Origin of the sequence: Hydrogenophaga sp. (assembly GCF_031426985.1) — a bacterium.
Classification (GTDB): Bacteria; Pseudomonadota; Gammaproteobacteria; order Burkholderiales; family Burkholderiaceae_C; genus Hydrogenophaga.
This window is the reverse complement of record NZ_JASJOY010000065.1, coordinates 1-16,101: the sequence shown is the minus strand read 5'-3', so window position 1 is coordinate 16,101 and position 16,101 is coordinate 1. Positions and strand designations below refer to the sequence as shown.

Here is a 16,101-nt window from a genome sequence, read left to right as displayed (position 1 = left end):
CCGAGGGCGGGATCAGGATGCCCAGCGTGCCGCCGGCGGCCAGCGTGCCGGTGGACAGGCGGCCCGAATAACCGTGGCGCTTCATCTCGGGCAGCGCCACCGAGGTGATGGTGGCCGCGGTGGCGATGGACGAACCGCAGATGGCCCCGAACGCCGCGCTGGCCATGACGGCCGCCATGGCCAGACCACCCTTGAAGCGCGCCATGAGGGTGGCCGCCACTTCGAACAGCGCCTTGGAGATGCCGCCCTGGGTGGCGAAGTTGCCCATCAGGATGAACAGCGGGATGACCGACAGGTCGTAGCTGGCAAAACGCGCGAAGGCGATGCCGTTGAGGTTGTTGGAAAACGGCAGCCAGCCGACCTGGCTGATGTAGCCGAACACGCCGGCAACGAACATGGAAATGGCGATGGGCACCCGCAGCGCCATCAGCAGCAGCATGACGCCAAAAATGGCGCCGGCCATGGAAAGGGAACTCATTGCTCTTGCTCCTGGAAATCACCCACAAACGCCTGGGTCAGGCCGATGAGGCCCGTCAGGAACAACGGCGGCACCATGGCCGCGTACACCACCCATTCGGGGAAACCCAGCATCATGGTGGTGGTCTGCGCCTCATAGGCGTTCATGCCGCCCACCACCGTGCGCCAGCCCAGCAGCAGCATCACCAGCGCCAGCACCAGCGCACCGAAACGGTCCAGAACGGCGTTGACACCGTCGGACATCTTCGCGGTGAAGAAGTCCACGATGATGTTGCCGCGGCGCAGCTGCGCCCAGGGCAGAAACAGCGCCACCGCGGCACCGGCGGTCACGGCCGTCAGTTCGTAGTCCCCCATCAGGGTGGCCCCGATGGTGTTGCGCCCGATGAGGCTGGCGCAGGTGACCAGCGTGATGGCGGTCATCAGCAGACCCGCCAGGATGGCGCACGTTCTCGCCAATAAGCTCAGGATTTTCAAGATCTCACCTCAGATGGGTTCGCCCAACAACTCGCCCACCGAAGGTGGGGCCGGACATCGCGAGGCGCACCATTGTCCACCACCGCCAACGGCCCGAAGACCGGCTGGCGGCGGGTGCCGCCGGTGCGCACGCCTCGAAAGAACGGTGCAACCCGAAGGCCGCACCACCCAAAAAGGCAGTACACATATGGTTTTTTAAAATAACCAATCTGTCAAGCACGTAAACCCCGAGGCGGCCAGCCAGCGTGGCGGCCCACCCCCGGGAGCGGGGGTCACTTGGCGTGCTTGGCCACCAGGGCGTGCGCATCCGCGGCCAGCTTGGCGCCATCGATGCCCTTGCCCTTCATTTCATTGACCCAGTCGGTCTCGACCGTGGCGGCCGTGCGGCGCCAGCGCTGCGTCTCGGCGGCGTCCAGGGCCACGATGTGGTTGCCGGCCTTGACGGCGATATCGCGGCCGACCTTGTCGCCCTCGTCCATCGCACGGCCGAACATGGCCGCCGCTTCGACGCCGCTGTTGTTGTCGATCACCTTCTTCAGGTCGGCCGGCAGCTTGTCGTAGGCGGCCCGGTTCATCGAGAAGGCGAAGGTCTGGGTGTACAGGCCGTCCTTGCCGGCGAAGGTGGTGTGGTTCTTCACCAGCTCGGCGATCTTGACCGAGGGCGTCACTTCCCAGGGAATGGTCGTGCCGTCGATCACGCCCTTGGTCAGCGCATCGGTCACGCCGGGCACCGGCATGCCCACGGGCGTGGCGCCCAGCTTGACCAGCATGTTGTTGATGATGCGCGAGCCGCCGCGGATCTTCATGCCGCGCAGGCTTTCCAGGCCGGTCACGGGCTGCTTGGTGTGGAACAGGCCCGGGCCATGGGTGTGGGCCGCCAGCAGCTTGACCGTCTTGAACTCGTCGGCCGCGTTCTTTTCCACGTACTCGTGGAAGGCGCGCGAGCAGGCCTCGGACCCGCCGCTGCACATGAAGGGCAGCTCGAACACTTCGGACTTGTTGAAACGGCCCGGGGTGTAGCCCAGCACCGTCCAGGTGATGTCGGCCACGCCGTCGCGCGCCTGGTCGAACAGCTGCGGCGGCGTGCCGCCCATCTGCATGGCGTGGAACAGCTGGATCTTGATGCGACCACCCGATTCGGCCTCGACCTTCTTGGCCCAGGGAATGATGGCCTTGGCCGGAATGGCGGCCTGCGGCGGCAGGAACTGGTGCAGGCGCAGGGTCACGGTCTGCGCCTGGGCCGGCACGGCGGCCAGCACGGACAGGGCGGCCACGGAAGCCAGCAGGCTGCGGCGGAAAAGTTGCATCTTCGTCTCCAGAGGGTGGTGGGGGAATGGTCCGGCATCGCCCTGCGCCACAGCGCCTGGCGGCGATACCTCCGCCTTGGGGCCGGACTGTGCTCGGTTTGCCGCCTATTGAAAAGCGGCAAGACTGACTTTCAGCTATAGCAGCCAGGCATGAACCGAATGGTTAATTTGCTGCGACTTCGCCTGCGAGTGAGCGAACAGCTGTACGGCGCGCAACCGCAGCGGCTGCGCCAGGGCGAGGTGAACGTGGTGGTGGGTACGGCCGTCAACGCCACGCAGGCCAGGCGCGTTCGGCTGACGCCGCCACATCAGGGGTGCCAGGTCGCCGCCCCAGCTGGCCCCGCCATCGCAGAGGGCCGGCGCGAACCGGCGATCGCATACGACAGTTCGTTGGCGGCCGTCATCACCGTCTGCGCCAGCTCCATCAGCCGCGCCTCCGGCAGGCGCGCCGTCGGCCCCGAGATGCAGACCGAACCCAGCAGCCGCCAGTGCAGGCCGAACACCGGCGCCGACACGCTGGACACCTCCGCCTCGCGCTCGCCCATCGAGAGGTGAAAACCGCGCCGCCGGATCGACTCGTAAGGCTCGCCCGACTCGCCGGAAAACGCCAGGATGACGCGGCCCGGCGCACCCAGGTTCAGCGGCAGGCCGATGCCCACGCGCACGTGGTGGCGGATGGTCTGCGGCCCATCCACCCGCGCCAGGCACTGGCGCTGCTGGCCTTCGCGCACATAGAACGAAGCGCTCTCGCCGGTCTGCACCGTCAGCGCGCGCAGCACGGGCTCCACCACTTCGTGCACATCGAACACCGCCTGGTAACACGCGCCCAGCCAGCCCGCCGCGCGGCCCAGGCGCCAGCTGCCGTCTTCCTTCTGCACCAGGTAGTTGTCGGCCGCCAGCGTGCGCGCCAGCCGCAGCGTGGTGGTCTTGTGCATGCCCGTGCGGCGGCTCATCTCGGCCAGCGTGAGCTGCGGGTCGTCCATGCCGAAACATTCGAGCACGCGCAGCGCGCGGGTGACGGCGGTCACGCTGCCGGTGCTGCTCTCGGCGTTGGCCGCTTCAGGTGCCTCGATGGGCTTTTTCGAGGGTTTCATTGAATGCCCCATGTTTCGACGAATGAAACACCATTGTATTGAACGAAACCGCTCCGTACAGTCCGCCTCAGCCGCCAGAACCCCTTGCCTGCGGCCACGACCTTCCACCGACCTCCGGAGACAAGACATGCCACTTTCCCGCCGCCACGCCCTTGCCGTCGCCAGCCTGCTGCTGGCCAGCGGCGCCGCCTTCGCCCAGGCCTACCCCGCAAAACCGATCAAGGTCATCGTGCCCTTCCCGGCCGGCGGCGGCACCGACCTGATCGCCCGCGAAGTGACCAACAAGATCCAGACCACCAAGGGCTGGAACTTCGTGATCGAGAACCGCCCGGGCACCGGCGGCAACATCGGCATCGACGCCGCGGCCAAGTCGCCGGCCGACGGCTACACGATCGCCCTGGGCCAGACCAGCAACCTGGCCATCAACCCGACGCTGTACACGAAGATGCCGTACGACTCGGTCAAGGACCTGACCCCGATCGGCCTGGTGGCCAGCGCGCCGCTGGTCATGGTGGTGGGCGAGACCTCGCCCTTCAAGACCCTGGCCGAGGTGGTGGCGGCTTCCAAGGCCAAACCGGGTTCGCTGAACATGGCCTTCGCCGGCAACGGCACGGTGGCGCACCTGGCCAGCGTGCTGTTCCAGAAGTCGGCCCACGTCGATTTCACCCACGTGCCCTACAAGGGCGCCGCCCAGGCGTCCACCGACGTGGTCAGCGGCCGCGTGGAGCTGTACCTGTCCTCGGTGCCGACCCTGATCGGCCACATCAAGAACGGCAAGTTGCGACCGCTGGCCGTGACCTCGCTCAAGCGCGTGGACGACCTGCCCCAGGTGCCGACCATTGCCGAGTCGGGCGTCAAGGACTTCGAGGCCGTCACCTGGTTCGGCTTCGTGGCCCCGGCCGGCACGCCCAAGGACATCGTCACCCTGCTCAATGCCGAGATCAACAAGGCGCTGCAGTCGGCCGACGTGAAGAAGAAGCTCAGCGACCAGGGCGCCGACGTGCTCGGTGGCACCCCCGACGCTTTCGGCAGCCTGATCAAGAGCGACCTCGCCCGCTGGGCGCCCATCGTCAAGGCCTCCGGCGCCACCCTCGACTGACACCCCCTGCGCCGATGGATCGGCTCCTCCCCCTGCGCCGCTGACGCGGCTTCCCCCTCTCTGACGCGCCTGCGGCGCTGGGAGGGGGACACACCCTGCGGCCCGGCAAAGCCGGTTCCGCGGGTGTCCTGGAACCAGTCACCTCGCTCATCACGGTCACGCGCCGGGTCGGCGGAATCCCATTTTTTTGAACAGAGAGCCCTGAAATGTCCCAGCCCGACATCATCAAAGACTTCCCGCGCACCACGCCCGACTTGGTGGCGCAGGCCGCCAAATACCAGCCGGCCATCTTCTCCGACATCAACGGCCGCCGCGGTGCGCTGCACGGCCGCATCCAGGCCCTGCGCCCGCGCATGAAAGTGGCCGGGCCGGCCTTCACCGTCGAGGTGCGTCCCGGCGACAACCTCATGATCCACGCCGCCATGGCGCTGGCGAAACCCGGCGACGTGCTGGTGATCGACGGCAAGGGCGACCAGACCTCGGCCCTCATGGGCACCATCATGATGACCGCCTGCCGCCAGCTCGGCCTGGCCGGCGTGGTGATGGACGGCGCGGTGCGCGACAGCCTGGAGATCGACGAGATGGACTACCCGGTCTTCTCGGTCGGCACCAATCCCAACGGCCCGACCAAGAACAACGGCGGCCGCATCGGCCACCCGATCAGCATCGGCGGCGTGACCGTGCACCCCGGCGACTTCGTCATCGGCGACGGTGACGGCGTGGTGGTGATCGAGCGCGAGGCGCTGGCCGGCCTGCTGCCCCTGGTCGAGCACAAGGTGCAGGCCGAGGCCAAACGCATTGCCCAGATCAAAGAGGGCAACACCTCGGCCTCGTGGCTCAGCGCTTCGCTGGTCACCGCTGGCGTGCTCAAAGCGGGAGAAACGCTGTGAATCCGAAACCGGTCATCCTCGTCACGGGTGCCGACCTCGCGCCGCAGGCGCTGGCCCTGCTCGAAGGGCATGAGGTGGTCTACACCGGCAAGACGCCCACGCAGGCCGACATCATCGCCATGGCGCGAGCGCACAACCCAGTGGCCATCATCGTGCGCTACAGCGGCGTGAACGCCGAGGCCATGGACGCTGCGCCCGCGCTGCGCGTGATCTCCAAACACGGCAGCGGCACCGACACCATCGACAAGGCGGCCGCCGCACAACGCGGCATTGCCGTGACGGCCGCCGTGGGCGCCAACGCCGCCGCCGTGGCCGAACAGGCCCTGGCGCTGCTGCTGGCCTGCGCCAAGTCGGTGGTGCAGCTGAACGTTCGCATGCACGACGGACACTGGGACAAGGCCACACACAAGAGCCTGGAGCTGGGCGGCCGCACGGTCGGCCTGGTCGGCCTGGGCGCCATCGGCCTGCGTTTTGCGCAGATGGCCCATGCCATGGGCATGCGCGTGATCGGCTTCGACCCGTTCGCCAAGCACCTGCCGGATTACGTGACCGCGGTGGACCTGGAGACACTCTGGCGCGAAGCCGATGCGGTCTCGCTGCACTGTCCGCTGACCCCGGAGAACAAGGGCCTGCTGAACGCGCAGACACTGGCGCGCTGCAAGCCAGGCGTGATCGTGGTGAACACCGCGCGCGGCGGGCTGATCGACGAGCCTGCCCTGCTGGCGGCGGTGCGGTCGGGCCAGGTGCGCATGGCGGGGCTGGACAGTTTCGCCATCGAGCCCATGACCGTGCCGCACATCTTCCATGGGCAACCGGGCTTCATCCTCAGCCCGCACATCGGCGGTGTCACCAGCGACGCCTATGTGAACATGGGCGTTGCCGCCGCGCAGAACACGCTGGCGGTGCTGCGACAGGCCAGCGCCGCTGCCTGAGCGACACCACGGTTGGCACGACATGAACACCCCGCACTGGCAACACACCCCGCCGGGCAGCCACTGGGGCGAGTTCGGCCCCCACGACCAGCTCGGCCGCATGAACCTCGTCAACGCCGCCCAGGTGCTGAAAGGTGTGGCCGAGGTGCGCGAAGGACGGACCTTCTGCCTCTCACTGCCACTGGACGTGCCGGGTGGCCAGGCCCTCAACCCCCGGCGCATCCCCCCGCGCCGCTACAGCGTGCTGCGCGACGGGAACAGCGCAGGCCAGCAGGGCTTTTGCTGGTCCTACCAGAGCGAAGACCCCGAGCTCAGCGACGTGGTCAACGACGATGTGGTGCTGATGAGCCTGCAGTACTCCACACAGTGGGACAGCCTGGCCCACGTGGGCAGCCATTTCGATGCGGACGGTGACGGCGTGCCGGAGGCGGTGTTCTACAACGGCCACCGCGCGGGCGAAGCCATCCGCGCCGGCACAGAAGATCCCGGCGCCTCCGAACCCTGGGCGCGTTACCCGGAGCCGGTGGCCGGTGCACTGGACATCGCACACCTGGCCGCACACGGCGCGCAGGGGCGCGGCGTGATGATCGACCTGGAGCACCACATCGGCCGCCAGCGGCAGGCCGTCGGCTACGAGGTGCTGATGCGCATCCTCGACGCCGACCGGGTGTCCATCGAACCCGGCGACATGGTCTGCGTGCACACCGGATTTGCCGACAGCCTGCTGGCCATGAACCGGCAACCCGACGTGGCGCACCTGCACGCCACCGGCAGCGGGCTCGACGGGCACGATCAGCGTCTGCTCCACTGGATCACCGACACCCGCCTGGCCTGCCTGGTGGCCGACAACCCGGCGGTGGAGCTGGTGGTGCCCAAGCTGGCCAGCGTCTCGCAGGCCGGCCAGCCGCTCCGCCGGCCCCGCCTGCCGCTGCACGAACACTGCCTGTTCAAAAACGGCATCCACTTGGGCGAGCTCTGGTACCTCACCGAACTCGCCCGCTGGCTGCGGCAGCACCAGCGCAGCCGCTTCCTGCTCACCGCGCCACCGCTGCGCCTGCCCGGCGCGGTGGGCTCACCGGCGACCCCGATCGCCACCGTCTGATTCCGATTTCACTCAACCCATGGAGACAAACATGAACCGACCCCTGAACCGCCGATCCGCCCTGGCCGCCACCGTCCTGCTGGGCCTGGCTGCCACAGCGCCCCTCGCCCACGCCCAGTCCGCCTGGCCGACCAAGGCCGTGCGCATCATCGTGCCCTACGGCCCGGGTGGCGCGGTGGACGTGGTCACACGCAAGATGGCGCAGAAGCTGACCGAGCAGACCGGCCAGAGCTTCTTCGTGGAGAACAAGCCGGGCGCGACCGGCACCATCGGCGCCAGCCTCGCGGCCAAGGCCGATCCCGACGGCTACACCCTGGTGGCCAACGACACCACCTACTCGCTGCTGCCCCATATTTTCAAGAAGCTGCCCTTCGACCCGAGCACCGATCTGGTGCCGGTGAGCGCCTTCGTGTTCGCGCCCATGGGCCTGGCGGTGAACGCCCAGTCCCGCTTCAAGACCCTGAACGACTTGCTGGCCGACGCCAAACGCGAAAGCAACAAGGTGAGCTATGGCACCGGTGGCCCGGGCACCACGCCCCACTTCGCGACCGAGGCGCTGGGCATCGCGTCGGGCGTGAACTTCATGCACATCCCGTTCAAGGGCGCCGGGGAGGCCACCACCGCCATCCTGTCGCACACCATCGACTTCCAGATCGCGTCGACCACCGGGCTGATGGGCAACGTCAAGGGCGGCAAGCTGCGCCTGCTGGCCGTCAGCGGCGACAAGCGGCTGGCCGCCTTGCCCGACGTGCCCACCTTCACCGAAACCGGCGTCAAGTGGCCCGGCGTGGTGAACTGGACCGGCCTGTGGGCGCCCAAGGGCCTGCCGGCGGACGTGCTGGCGCGGCTGCAAAAGGAAATCGCCACCGCCATGGCCAGCGCCGACATGAAGACCTTCGCCGAAGGCATGGGCGCCGAGCCCCGCCAGGTCGGCGCGGAAGCCTTCGGGCGGATGCTCAAGGACAGCACCGACGCCTGGGGCAAGGTCGCGGCCAACACCGCCTTCGAAAAGCAATAAGACCCGTGGAGGCCCAGCCTCCACATCCACCCCGGAGACCCCCATGCAACAACACCTTGGGCACCGCCGTGCCCTGGCCGGACTCGGCCTGAGTTTTCTGATCATCCCCCTGAGCGGAGCCTGGGCCCAGTCCCCGGTCTGGCCCGTCAAGCCGGTCCGGCTGGTGGTGGGCTTCGCCGCCGGGGGCCCCACCGACGTGGTGGCCCGCGGCTTTGCCGACCAGGCCAGCAAGGGCCTGGGCCAGGCCGTGGTGGTCGACAACAAGCCCGGGGCCAACACCATCATCGCGGCCGAGGCCGTGGCCGGCGCCACCGACGGCCACACCCTGCTGATGGCCGCCACCAACCACACCATGATCCCGGCGCTCTACAGCGCGCGCATCAAGTTCGACGCCGTGCGCTCGTTCAAACCGGTGTGCCGCATCGCCAGCGCTCCGACGGTGCTGGTGGTCGGCCCGGCGCTGCCGGTCAAGACGCTGGCCGAGTTCGTCGAACGCGCCAAGGCGGTGCCCATGGGCATCACCTACGCCACGCCGGGCATCGGCAGTTCGGTCCACTTCGCCAGCGAACTGTTCGCGCGCCAGGCGGCCGTGAAGCTGACCCACGTGCCCTACAAGGGCGCGGCCCCCGCGGTGGCCGATGTGATGGCCGGCCAGGTCGACGCCTCGTTCGCCACGCTCGGTTCGGTGCTGCCGCTGATCAAGTCCGGCAAGCTCACGGCCCTGGCCATCGCGAACCCGCAACGCTCGGCGCAGCTGCCGGGTGTGCCGACCTTCGCCGAGGCCGGCTTCAAGGCGTACGCCGCCGACGCCTGGTACGGCTTGCTGACCCCGGCCAGCACCCCGGAACCCGTGATGGCCCTGCTGCAGCGCGAGGCGCGCGCCTACGCCACGTCGGCCGCCGGGGCAGACAAGCTGCGCGCGCTGGGCATGGAACCCCAGGTGCAGTGTGGCGAGGCGTTTGCCCAGGACGTGGCGCGTGAAACCGCCGTCTGGACGCAGATCGCGCAGCAACTCAAGCTCAAGGTGGACTGAGGCACGCCCCGACACGACACGACACGACACAACACAACAGGAACCGGAGACACACCATGAAGCCCTTGCCCATCGACACCTCCCGCCGCCGCTTCGTGGCGGCCCTGGGCGGCGCGGCCTCGCTGGCCGGCTTGTCCGGCTGCGCCGTCAGCGCAGCGCCGGGCCAGCCGACACCACAGCCGCCCCAACCCCGGCCCACCACCGTGCCGCATTCCGCTGGCGCCGAGGTACCGCGTTTTGCCCTGCCGGCCCTGGCCTGCGACTGCCACCACCACATCTACGACCGCCGCTACCCGGCCCACCCCTCGGCCACGCTGCTGCCCGATGACGCCAGCGTGGCCGACTACCGCCTGCTCCAGCAGCGCCTGGGCCTGCAACGCAACGTGGTGGTCCAGCCGTCCACCTACGGCACCGACAACCGCCTGCTGGTGGACGCCCTCCAGGCCTTTGGCCCCGCGGCACGCGGCGTGGCGGTGGTGGACACCGGCGTGAGCGATGCCCAACTGCGCGAACTGCACGCGGCCGGCGTGCGCGGCATCCGCTTCAACCTGAGTTTTCTGGTGGGGATCACGGCGGACATGATGGAGCCGCTGGCCCAACGCATCGCCCCGCTGGGCTGGCACCTGCAGGTCAACGGCAACGCCGATCGGCTGCTCGCGGTGGGCGACACCCTGCAACGGCTGGCCTGCCCGGTGGTGTTTGACCACATGGGGCAGCTGCCCCAGCCGCAGGGCCTGAAACACCCGGCGTTTGCGCTGTACGCGCGCCTGCTGGACGGCGGCCAGGCCTGGTTCAAGCTGTCGGGTGCCTACCTCACCAGCAAGCGGCCCGACCTGTCGGACGTGGGCGTGGTGGCGCGCGCCCTGATCGGGCTGGCGCCCGAGCGCATGGTCTGGGGCAGCGACTGGCCGCACCCGACCAAGAAGGCCAACGACAAGCCCGACGACGCGGCGGTGCTGAACCTGCTGGACGACTGGGCGCCCACGGCGGCGATCCGCCAGCGCATACTGGTTGACAACCCCGCCAAGCTGTACGGCTACTGAGACCACCATGTTGCTTCTGACGCCCCCCGAAGTCCGCACGCTGGACCTGTTCACCACCCTGCCCGCGCGCTTTCGGCAGCGCCAGCGCACGGTGTGGAGCGACGCCAACATGGGCGGACGCGAGGTCGATTCGTTTCTGGAAGGGCCGGTGTTCGACGACGCCGGCAATCTCTACGTGACCGACATCCCTTTCGGCCGCGTGTTCCGCATCGACCCGCAAGGCGAGTGGGAACTGGTGGCGCAGTGGGACGGCGAGCCCAACGGCATGAAGTTCCTCAACGCAACCGAGCTGCTAGTGACCGACTACCGCAACGGCCTGATGGTGGTGGACAGCCGCAGTGGCGCGGTGCGTCCCTACCTGGGTCGGCGCAACACCGAGAGCTTCAAGGGCCTGAACGACCTGTGCTTTGACTCGCAGGGCAACCTGTACTTCACCGACCAGGGCCAGACCGGCCTGCAAGACCCCACGGGCCGCGTCTACCGGCTCAGCCCTGCCGGTCGGCTGGACCTGTTGCTGAACAACGTGCCCAGCCCCAACGGCATCGTGCTGTCGCTGGATGAGCGGTTCCTGTTCGTCGCGGCCACGCGCGGCAACTGTGTCTGGCGCATGCCGCTGCTGGCCGACGGTGGCGTGTCCAAGGCCGGGCAGTTCTTCACGTCTTACGGCCCCAGCGGCCCGGACGGCCTGGCCATGGACAGCGCCGGCCAGCTGCTGGTGGCCAACCCGGGCCTGGCCTATGTGTGGGTGCTCAACCACCGGGCCGAGCCGGTGCAGGTGCTGCGCGCCGAGACCGGCACCTCGCTCACCAACCTGGCGTTTGGCGGCACGGACCGCCGGACGCTGTACTGCACCGAATCCACCAGCGGCAGTGTTCTGCGGGCGACGATGGCGGCGCCGGGTGCGCAGGTGCATCGCCCCGGGACCGCCGCATAAAAAAAGCAAAGGGGCACCGACCTGGATCGGTGCCCCTTGTGCGGAGGACGGCGGCTTACTTGCTGTACTTCGCGATCAGGGCACGCGCCTCCGACGCCAGCTTGGCGCCGTCGATGCCCTTGGCCTTGACCTCGTTGATCCAGTCGCTTTCGACCGTGCCGGCCGTGCGGCGCCAGCGCTGCGTCTCGGCGATGTCCAGCGCCACGATGTTGTTGCCCGCCTTCTCGGCAATGGCCCGGCCGGCCTTGTCACCTTCGTCCATGGCCTTGCCGAACAGGGCGGCGGCCACCTGGCCCGAGTTGGCGTCGATGACCTTCTTCAGGTCGGCCGGCAGCTTGTCGTAGGCGGCACGGTTCATCGAGAAGGCGAAGGTCTGGGTGTAAAGCCCTTCCTTGCCGGCGAAGGTGGTGTGGTTGCGCACCAGCTCGTGCACCTTGAGCGAAGGCGCCACCTCCCACGGAATGGTCGTGCCCGAGATGGTGCCCTTGGACAGCGCATCGGTCACCGCCGGCACCGGCATGCCCACCGGCGTGGCGCCCAGTTTGGTGAGCATGTTGTTGATGATGCGCGAGCCGCCACGGATCTTCATGCCGTGCAGGGCTTCCAGGCCGGTCACCGGCTGCTTGGTGTGGAACAGGCCCGGGCCGTGGGTGTGCACGCAGATGAGCTTGACGTCCTTGAACTCGTCGGCCGCGAATTTCTCGACGTACTCCTGGATGGCCTTGGACGACTGCTCGGCCGACCCGCTCATGAACGGCAGCTCGAACACTTCGGTCTTGGGGAAACGGCCCGGCGTGTAGCCCAGCACGGTCCAGGTCAGGTCGACCACGCCGTCGCGCGCCTGGTCGAACAGCTGGGGCGGCGCGCCGCCGAGCTGCATGGCGTTGAAGATCTGCACCTTGATGCGCCCGCCCGATTCGGCCTCGACCTTCTGTGCCCAGGGCACGATGGCCTTGGCCGGGATGGTGGCCTGCGGCGGCAGCATCTGGTGCAGGCGCAGGGTCACGGTCTGCTGGGCGGCGGCGCTGCCGGCCGCACCGACAGCGGCCAGGGCGCCCAGGGCGCGCAGGGCGTCTCGGCGTTTCATCGAACTCATGGTGGTCTCCTTATGGTGGTGGGGTGAAAAATGGTCAGGGCTGGCGCTGGATCAGGCGGATCGCCGGTATCGACACCGTCAAGGCGTCCGCCGGGTGCTCGGCCAGCACGGCGTCGAGGTTGCGCTGCGCGAGCCGGGCGTGCTCGCGCATGATGGATTCGGCACGCGCGCCTTCGCGCCGCTCGATGGCGTTGAGCACCTGCAGGTGCTGCTGCTGCGCCACCACCAGCATGTCGCGCGCGGGGGCGCTGTCGGACTGCGCCAGCACAAACCCCGAGGGCGAAGCGAACGGCAGGCTGTTCACGCGGTCGAGCTGGCGGCCGATGGTGGGGCTGTCGGCCATGGCCACCAGCAGCACATGGAACTGGCTGTTGCTGGCCACGTAGTCGGAGAACGCCTGCTCGTCCAGCCGGGGCGCCGCCAGCAGCGCGCTGATGCGCGCCAGGCAGGCGCGCGCAGCCTGCAGGGCGGCGCTGGGCACACCGCGCTCGGCCGCGCGCCGCGCCAGCAAGCCTTCGAGCGTGCCGCGCAGCTCGATGGCGTCGGCCACATCGCGCTCCGAAAAGCGCTGCACCACGTAGCCCCCATGGGGCAGCGCCTGCAGCAGGCCCTCCTGCTCCAGCCGCACCAGCGCGGCGCGGATCGGTGTGCGCGACATGCCCAGGCGCTCGACGATCGCGAGTTCGGCGATGCGCGTGCCCCCGGCCAGCTCGCCCGAGAGGATCAACTCCCGCAGCTGCAACAAGGCCCGCACCTGCGCGCTCTCAGCCACGGCGGGCACCGGCGCCACATCGGCGGTGGTTGAGGAAGCGACAACGCGGTTCATGCGCCGTGAATGTATACAGAATCACCTCGAATTGGGCCTGAATCGGGTCCGAATCAGGGTAAATCAGGAGCTTCTGTATCCAAAGAAACCCGAACCTGCGGGTCCTGCGGTGTGGACAGGGGCAACAACGGGCGAAAAAAAAGCCGCCCCGGAGGGCGGCCTTGGCGCAGGCGAAGGGGCCTGGCGTCACTTGCTGTTCACTTGCTGTATTTGGCCATGCTGGCCTTGGCGTCGGCCAGCAGCCGGGCGCCGTCGATGCCCTTGCCCTTGACTTCGTTGACCCAGTCGGACTCGACCGTGCTGGCGGTGCGGCGCCAGCGCTGCACCTCGACCACGTCCAGTTCGGTGACCTTGTTGCCGCTCTTGAGTGCGATCTCGCGGCCGACCTTGTCGCCCTCGTCCATCGCCTTGCCGAACGCCGCCGCGGTGTCGATGCCGCTGTTGTGGTCGATCACCTTCTTCAGGTCGGCCGGCAGCTTGTCGTAGGCGGCCTTGTTCATCGACAGCGCGAAGGTGGTCACGTACAGGCCGTTGCCACCGGCGAAGGTGGTGTGGTTCTTCACCAACTCGTGCACCTTGAGCGACGGACCCACTTCCCAGGGGATGGTGGTGCCGTCGAGCACGCCCTTGGTCAGCGCGTCGGTCACCGCCGGCACCGGCATGCCCACGGGCGTGGCGCCCAGCTTGACCAGCATGTTGTTGACGATGCGCGTGCCGCCACGGACCTTCATGCCCCGCAGGCTTTCCAGGCCGGTGACCGGCTGCTTGGTGTGCAGCAGGCCGGGGCCGTGGGTGTGCACCGCCAGCAGCTTGACGCTGCTGAACTCGTCCATGGCGTTCTTCGCCACGTACTCGTGCAGGGCCTTGGACGACGCCTCGGACGACAGGCCGGTCAGGAAGGGCAGCTCGAACACTTCGGTCTTCATGAAGCGGCCCGGGGTGTAGCCCAGCACCGTCCAGGTGATGTCGGCCACGCCGTCCTTGGCCTGGTCAAACAGCTGCGGCGGCGTGCCGCCCATCTGCATGGAGCTGAACATCTGGATCTTGATGCGGCCGTTGGACTCGGTCTCGATCTTCTTGATCCAGGGCGCGATGGCCTTGGCCGGAATGGTGGCCTGCTGCGGCAGGAACTGGTGCAGGCGCAGCGTCACGTCCTGCGCGAACGCGTTGACGCTGGCGGCGGCGGCCAGCGCGATGCCGGCCAGTTTGAATGTCCATGCGGTCATGGTCGTGTCTCCTTCTGTTGAGGGTGGGGTTTGGTGGTTGAAAAAACGATCAGGCCAGGCCGAGCAGGCGCACGGCGTTGCCCTTGAGGATGCCGGGCATCACCTCGGGCTTGAAACCGGCGACCTCGAAGTCCTTCATCCAGCGCTCGGGCGTGATCAGCGGGTAGTCGCTGCCGAACAGGATGCGGTCTTTGAGCAGCGTGTTGGCGTACTGCACCAGCTGCTTGGGGAAGTACTTCGGGCTCCAGCCCGAGAGGTCGATCCAGACGTTGGGCTTGTGCGTGGCCACGGAGAGGGCCTCGTCCTGCCAGGGGAAGCTGGGGTGGGCCATGACGATCTGCATGTCGGGGAAGTCGATCGCCACGTCGTCCAGGTGCATGGGGTTGCTGTACTCCAGGCGCAGGCCGCCGCCGCAGCGCATGCCACTGCCGATGCCGCTGTGGCCGGTGTGGAAGATGGCCGGCATCTTGTGCGCGTTGATCACCTCGTAGATGGGCCAGGCCATCTTGTCGTAGGGGTGGTAGCCCTGCACCGTGGGGTGGAACTTGAAGCCCTTGATGCCTTCTTCCTTGATCAGGCGTTCGGCTTCGCGCGCACCCATCTTGCCCTTGTGCGGGTCGATGCTGGCGAAGGCCACCATCATGTCGCTGTTCTCGCGCGCGGCCTGGGCAATCTCTTCGTTCGGAATGCGGCGCCGGCCCAGCTGCGATTCGCTGTCCACGGTGAACATCACCAGGCCGATCTTCTTTTCGCGGTAGTAGGCCACCGTCTCGGCGATGGTGGGGCGACGGTTGCTGCCGAAGTACTTGTCGGCCGCGCGGTCGTACTCCTCGCCATAGTTGTCAAAGGGGTTGCGACAGCTCACTTCGGCGTGGGTGTGGATGTCGATCGCGATCAGGTTCTGGTGGTCCATCGGGGCTCCTTGTTGGCGAGGCACTAGGGTAAGTACGGGGGTAATGGCACAGGGTTGTTCTTGATTTGGTTATTGTTTATAACAATAATTCACACACCGAACAAGCTCCAAAACCCGAAACACCATGACCACACAACACCCCGACCTGAGCGTGCGCCTGCACGGCGAGCAGAACCAGATTGCCATCGTCACGCTGACCCGTCCGGCCAAGCGCAACGCCCTGAACGACGGCCTGATCCTGGCCCTCCGCGACACCTTCCAGAACCTGCCGCAAAGCGTGAAGGCGGCGGTGATCGACGGCGAGGGCGAACACTTCTGCGCCGGCCTGGACCTGTCCGAGCTGAGCGAACGCGACGCGGCCGACGGCGTCTTCCATTCCCGCATGTGGCACGCCGCGCTCGAATGTGTCGAGAAGGGCACCGTGCCCGTGATCGCCGCGCTGCACGGTGCGGTGGTCGGCGGCGGCCTGGAGCTGGCCAGCGCCTGCCACATCCGCGTGGCCGATGAATCGACCTTCTACGCCCTGCCCGAAGGCACGCGCGGCATCTTCGTCGGCGGCGGTGGCGCGGTGCGCGTGCCCAAGCTGATCGGCGCCGCCCGCATGACCGACATGATGCTCACCGGCCGCGTCTACAAC

At 67.9% G+C, this 16,101-nt stretch carries 17 protein-coding genes; 9 read left to right on the top strand and 8 right to left on the bottom strand.

The window, feature by feature from the left end; genetic code table 11:
* The 4 genes from RMP09_RS08925 to RMP09_RS08910 all read right to left on the bottom strand — a co-directional run.
* The coding region (locus RMP09_RS08925; RefSeq protein WP_310565626.1) for a TRAP transporter large permease subunit at positions 1 to 478 on the bottom strand (478 nt) is incomplete at its 3' end.
* Complete coding sequence (locus tag RMP09_RS08920) at positions 475 to 951, bottom strand: TRAP transporter small permease (RefSeq protein WP_310565625.1); 477 nt, start codon at positions 949 to 951, stop codon at positions 475 to 477. The genes RMP09_RS08920 and RMP09_RS08925, both read right to left, overlap by 4 nt.
* A 272-nt stretch (positions 952 to 1,223) precedes the next feature.
* Positions 1,224 to 2,258 carry a TRAP transporter substrate-binding protein gene (locus RMP09_RS08915; protein WP_310565624.1) on the bottom strand — a complete coding sequence of 345 codons (1,035 nt, stop codon included), beginning with the start codon at positions 2,256 to 2,258 and terminating at the stop codon, positions 1,224 to 1,226.
* 308 nt (positions 2,259 to 2,566) lie between these two features.
* Positions 2,567 to 3,352: an IclR family transcriptional regulator gene (locus RMP09_RS08910; protein ID WP_310565623.1), complete on the bottom strand. Its 786-nt coding sequence runs from the start codon at positions 3,350 to 3,352 to the stop codon at positions 2,567 to 2,569.
* Between the two features lie 127 nt (positions 3,353 to 3,479).
* Here RMP09_RS08910 and RMP09_RS08905 point away from each other — a divergent pair, with 127 nt between their 5' ends.
* The 8 genes from RMP09_RS08905 (at position 3,480) to RMP09_RS08870 (ending at position 11,403) form a co-directional block, all read left to right on the top strand.
* Positions 3,480 to 4,451 carry a tripartite tricarboxylate transporter substrate binding protein gene (locus RMP09_RS08905; protein ID WP_310565622.1) on the top strand — a complete coding sequence of 324 codons (972 nt, stop codon included), beginning with the start codon at positions 3,480 to 3,482 and terminating at the stop codon, positions 4,449 to 4,451.
* 206 nt (positions 4,452 to 4,657) lie between these two features.
* The gene (locus RMP09_RS08900; protein ID WP_310565621.1) at positions 4,658 to 5,341 is read left to right on the top strand and encodes an RraA family protein; all 684 of its coding nucleotides are present in this window, start codon (positions 4,658 to 4,660) and stop codon (positions 5,339 to 5,341) included.
* Positions 5,338 to 6,273 carry an NAD(P)-dependent oxidoreductase gene (locus RMP09_RS08895; protein WP_310565620.1) on the top strand — a complete coding sequence of 312 codons (936 nt, stop codon included), beginning with the start codon at positions 5,338 to 5,340 and terminating at the stop codon, positions 6,271 to 6,273. The genes RMP09_RS08900 and RMP09_RS08895 overlap by 4 nt, the downstream gene beginning before the upstream one ends.
* A 22-nt stretch (positions 6,274 to 6,295) precedes the next feature.
* Positions 6,296 to 7,375 (top strand): cyclase family protein, encoded by a 1,080-nt coding sequence (locus tag RMP09_RS08890; RefSeq protein WP_310565619.1) that lies wholly within the window; start codon positions 6,296 to 6,298, stop codon positions 7,373 to 7,375.
* A gap of 31 nt (positions 7,376 to 7,406) precedes the next feature.
* A complete protein-coding gene (locus RMP09_RS08885; protein ID WP_310565618.1) occupies positions 7,407 to 8,393 on the top strand; it encodes a tripartite tricarboxylate transporter substrate binding protein in 987 nt (328 codons plus the stop codon).
* 43 nt (positions 8,394 to 8,436) lie between these two features.
* Positions 8,437 to 9,426, top strand: a complete 990-nt coding sequence (locus RMP09_RS08880) for a tripartite tricarboxylate transporter substrate binding protein (RefSeq protein ID WP_310565617.1) — start codon at positions 8,437 to 8,439, stop codon at positions 9,424 to 9,426.
* Between the two features lie 56 nt (positions 9,427 to 9,482).
* Positions 9,483 to 10,469, top strand: coding sequence for an amidohydrolase family protein (locus RMP09_RS08875; RefSeq protein ID WP_310565616.1), 987 nt, complete (start codon positions 9,483 to 9,485; stop codon positions 10,467 to 10,469).
* Between the two features lie 7 nt (positions 10,470 to 10,476).
* Positions 10,477 to 11,403, top strand: coding sequence for an SMP-30/gluconolactonase/LRE family protein (locus RMP09_RS08870; RefSeq protein ID WP_310565615.1), 927 nt, complete (start codon positions 10,477 to 10,479; stop codon positions 11,401 to 11,403).
* Between the two features lie 55 nt (positions 11,404 to 11,458).
* Here the strand turns inward: RMP09_RS08870 and RMP09_RS08865 are convergent, their stop codons facing one another.
* The 4 genes from RMP09_RS08865 to RMP09_RS08850 all read right to left on the bottom strand — a co-directional run bounded on the left by RMP09_RS08865 (position 11,459) and on the right by RMP09_RS08850 (position 15,464).
* Positions 11,459 to 12,499 (bottom strand): TRAP transporter substrate-binding protein, encoded by a 1,041-nt coding sequence (locus RMP09_RS08865; protein WP_310565614.1) that lies wholly within the window; start codon positions 12,497 to 12,499, stop codon positions 11,459 to 11,461.
* Positions 12,500 to 12,533: 34 nt separating this feature from the next.
* Complete coding sequence (locus RMP09_RS08860; protein ID WP_310565613.1) at positions 12,534 to 13,325, bottom strand: GntR family transcriptional regulator; 792 nt, start codon at positions 13,323 to 13,325, stop codon at positions 12,534 to 12,536.
* Between the two features lie 197 nt (positions 13,326 to 13,522).
* Positions 13,523 to 14,551 carry a TRAP transporter substrate-binding protein gene (locus RMP09_RS08855; RefSeq protein ID WP_310565612.1) on the bottom strand — a complete coding sequence of 343 codons (1,029 nt, stop codon included), beginning with the start codon at positions 14,549 to 14,551 and terminating at the stop codon, positions 13,523 to 13,525.
* A gap of 49 nt (positions 14,552 to 14,600) precedes the next feature.
* Positions 14,601 to 15,464, bottom strand: a complete 864-nt coding sequence (locus tag RMP09_RS08850; protein ID WP_310565611.1) for an amidohydrolase family protein — start codon at positions 15,462 to 15,464, stop codon at positions 14,601 to 14,603.
* Between the two features lie 124 nt (positions 15,465 to 15,588).
* Here RMP09_RS08850 and RMP09_RS08845 point away from each other — a divergent pair.
* The coding region (locus RMP09_RS08845; RefSeq protein WP_310565610.1) for a crotonase/enoyl-CoA hydratase family protein at positions 15,589 to 16,101 on the top strand (513 nt) is incomplete at its 3' end.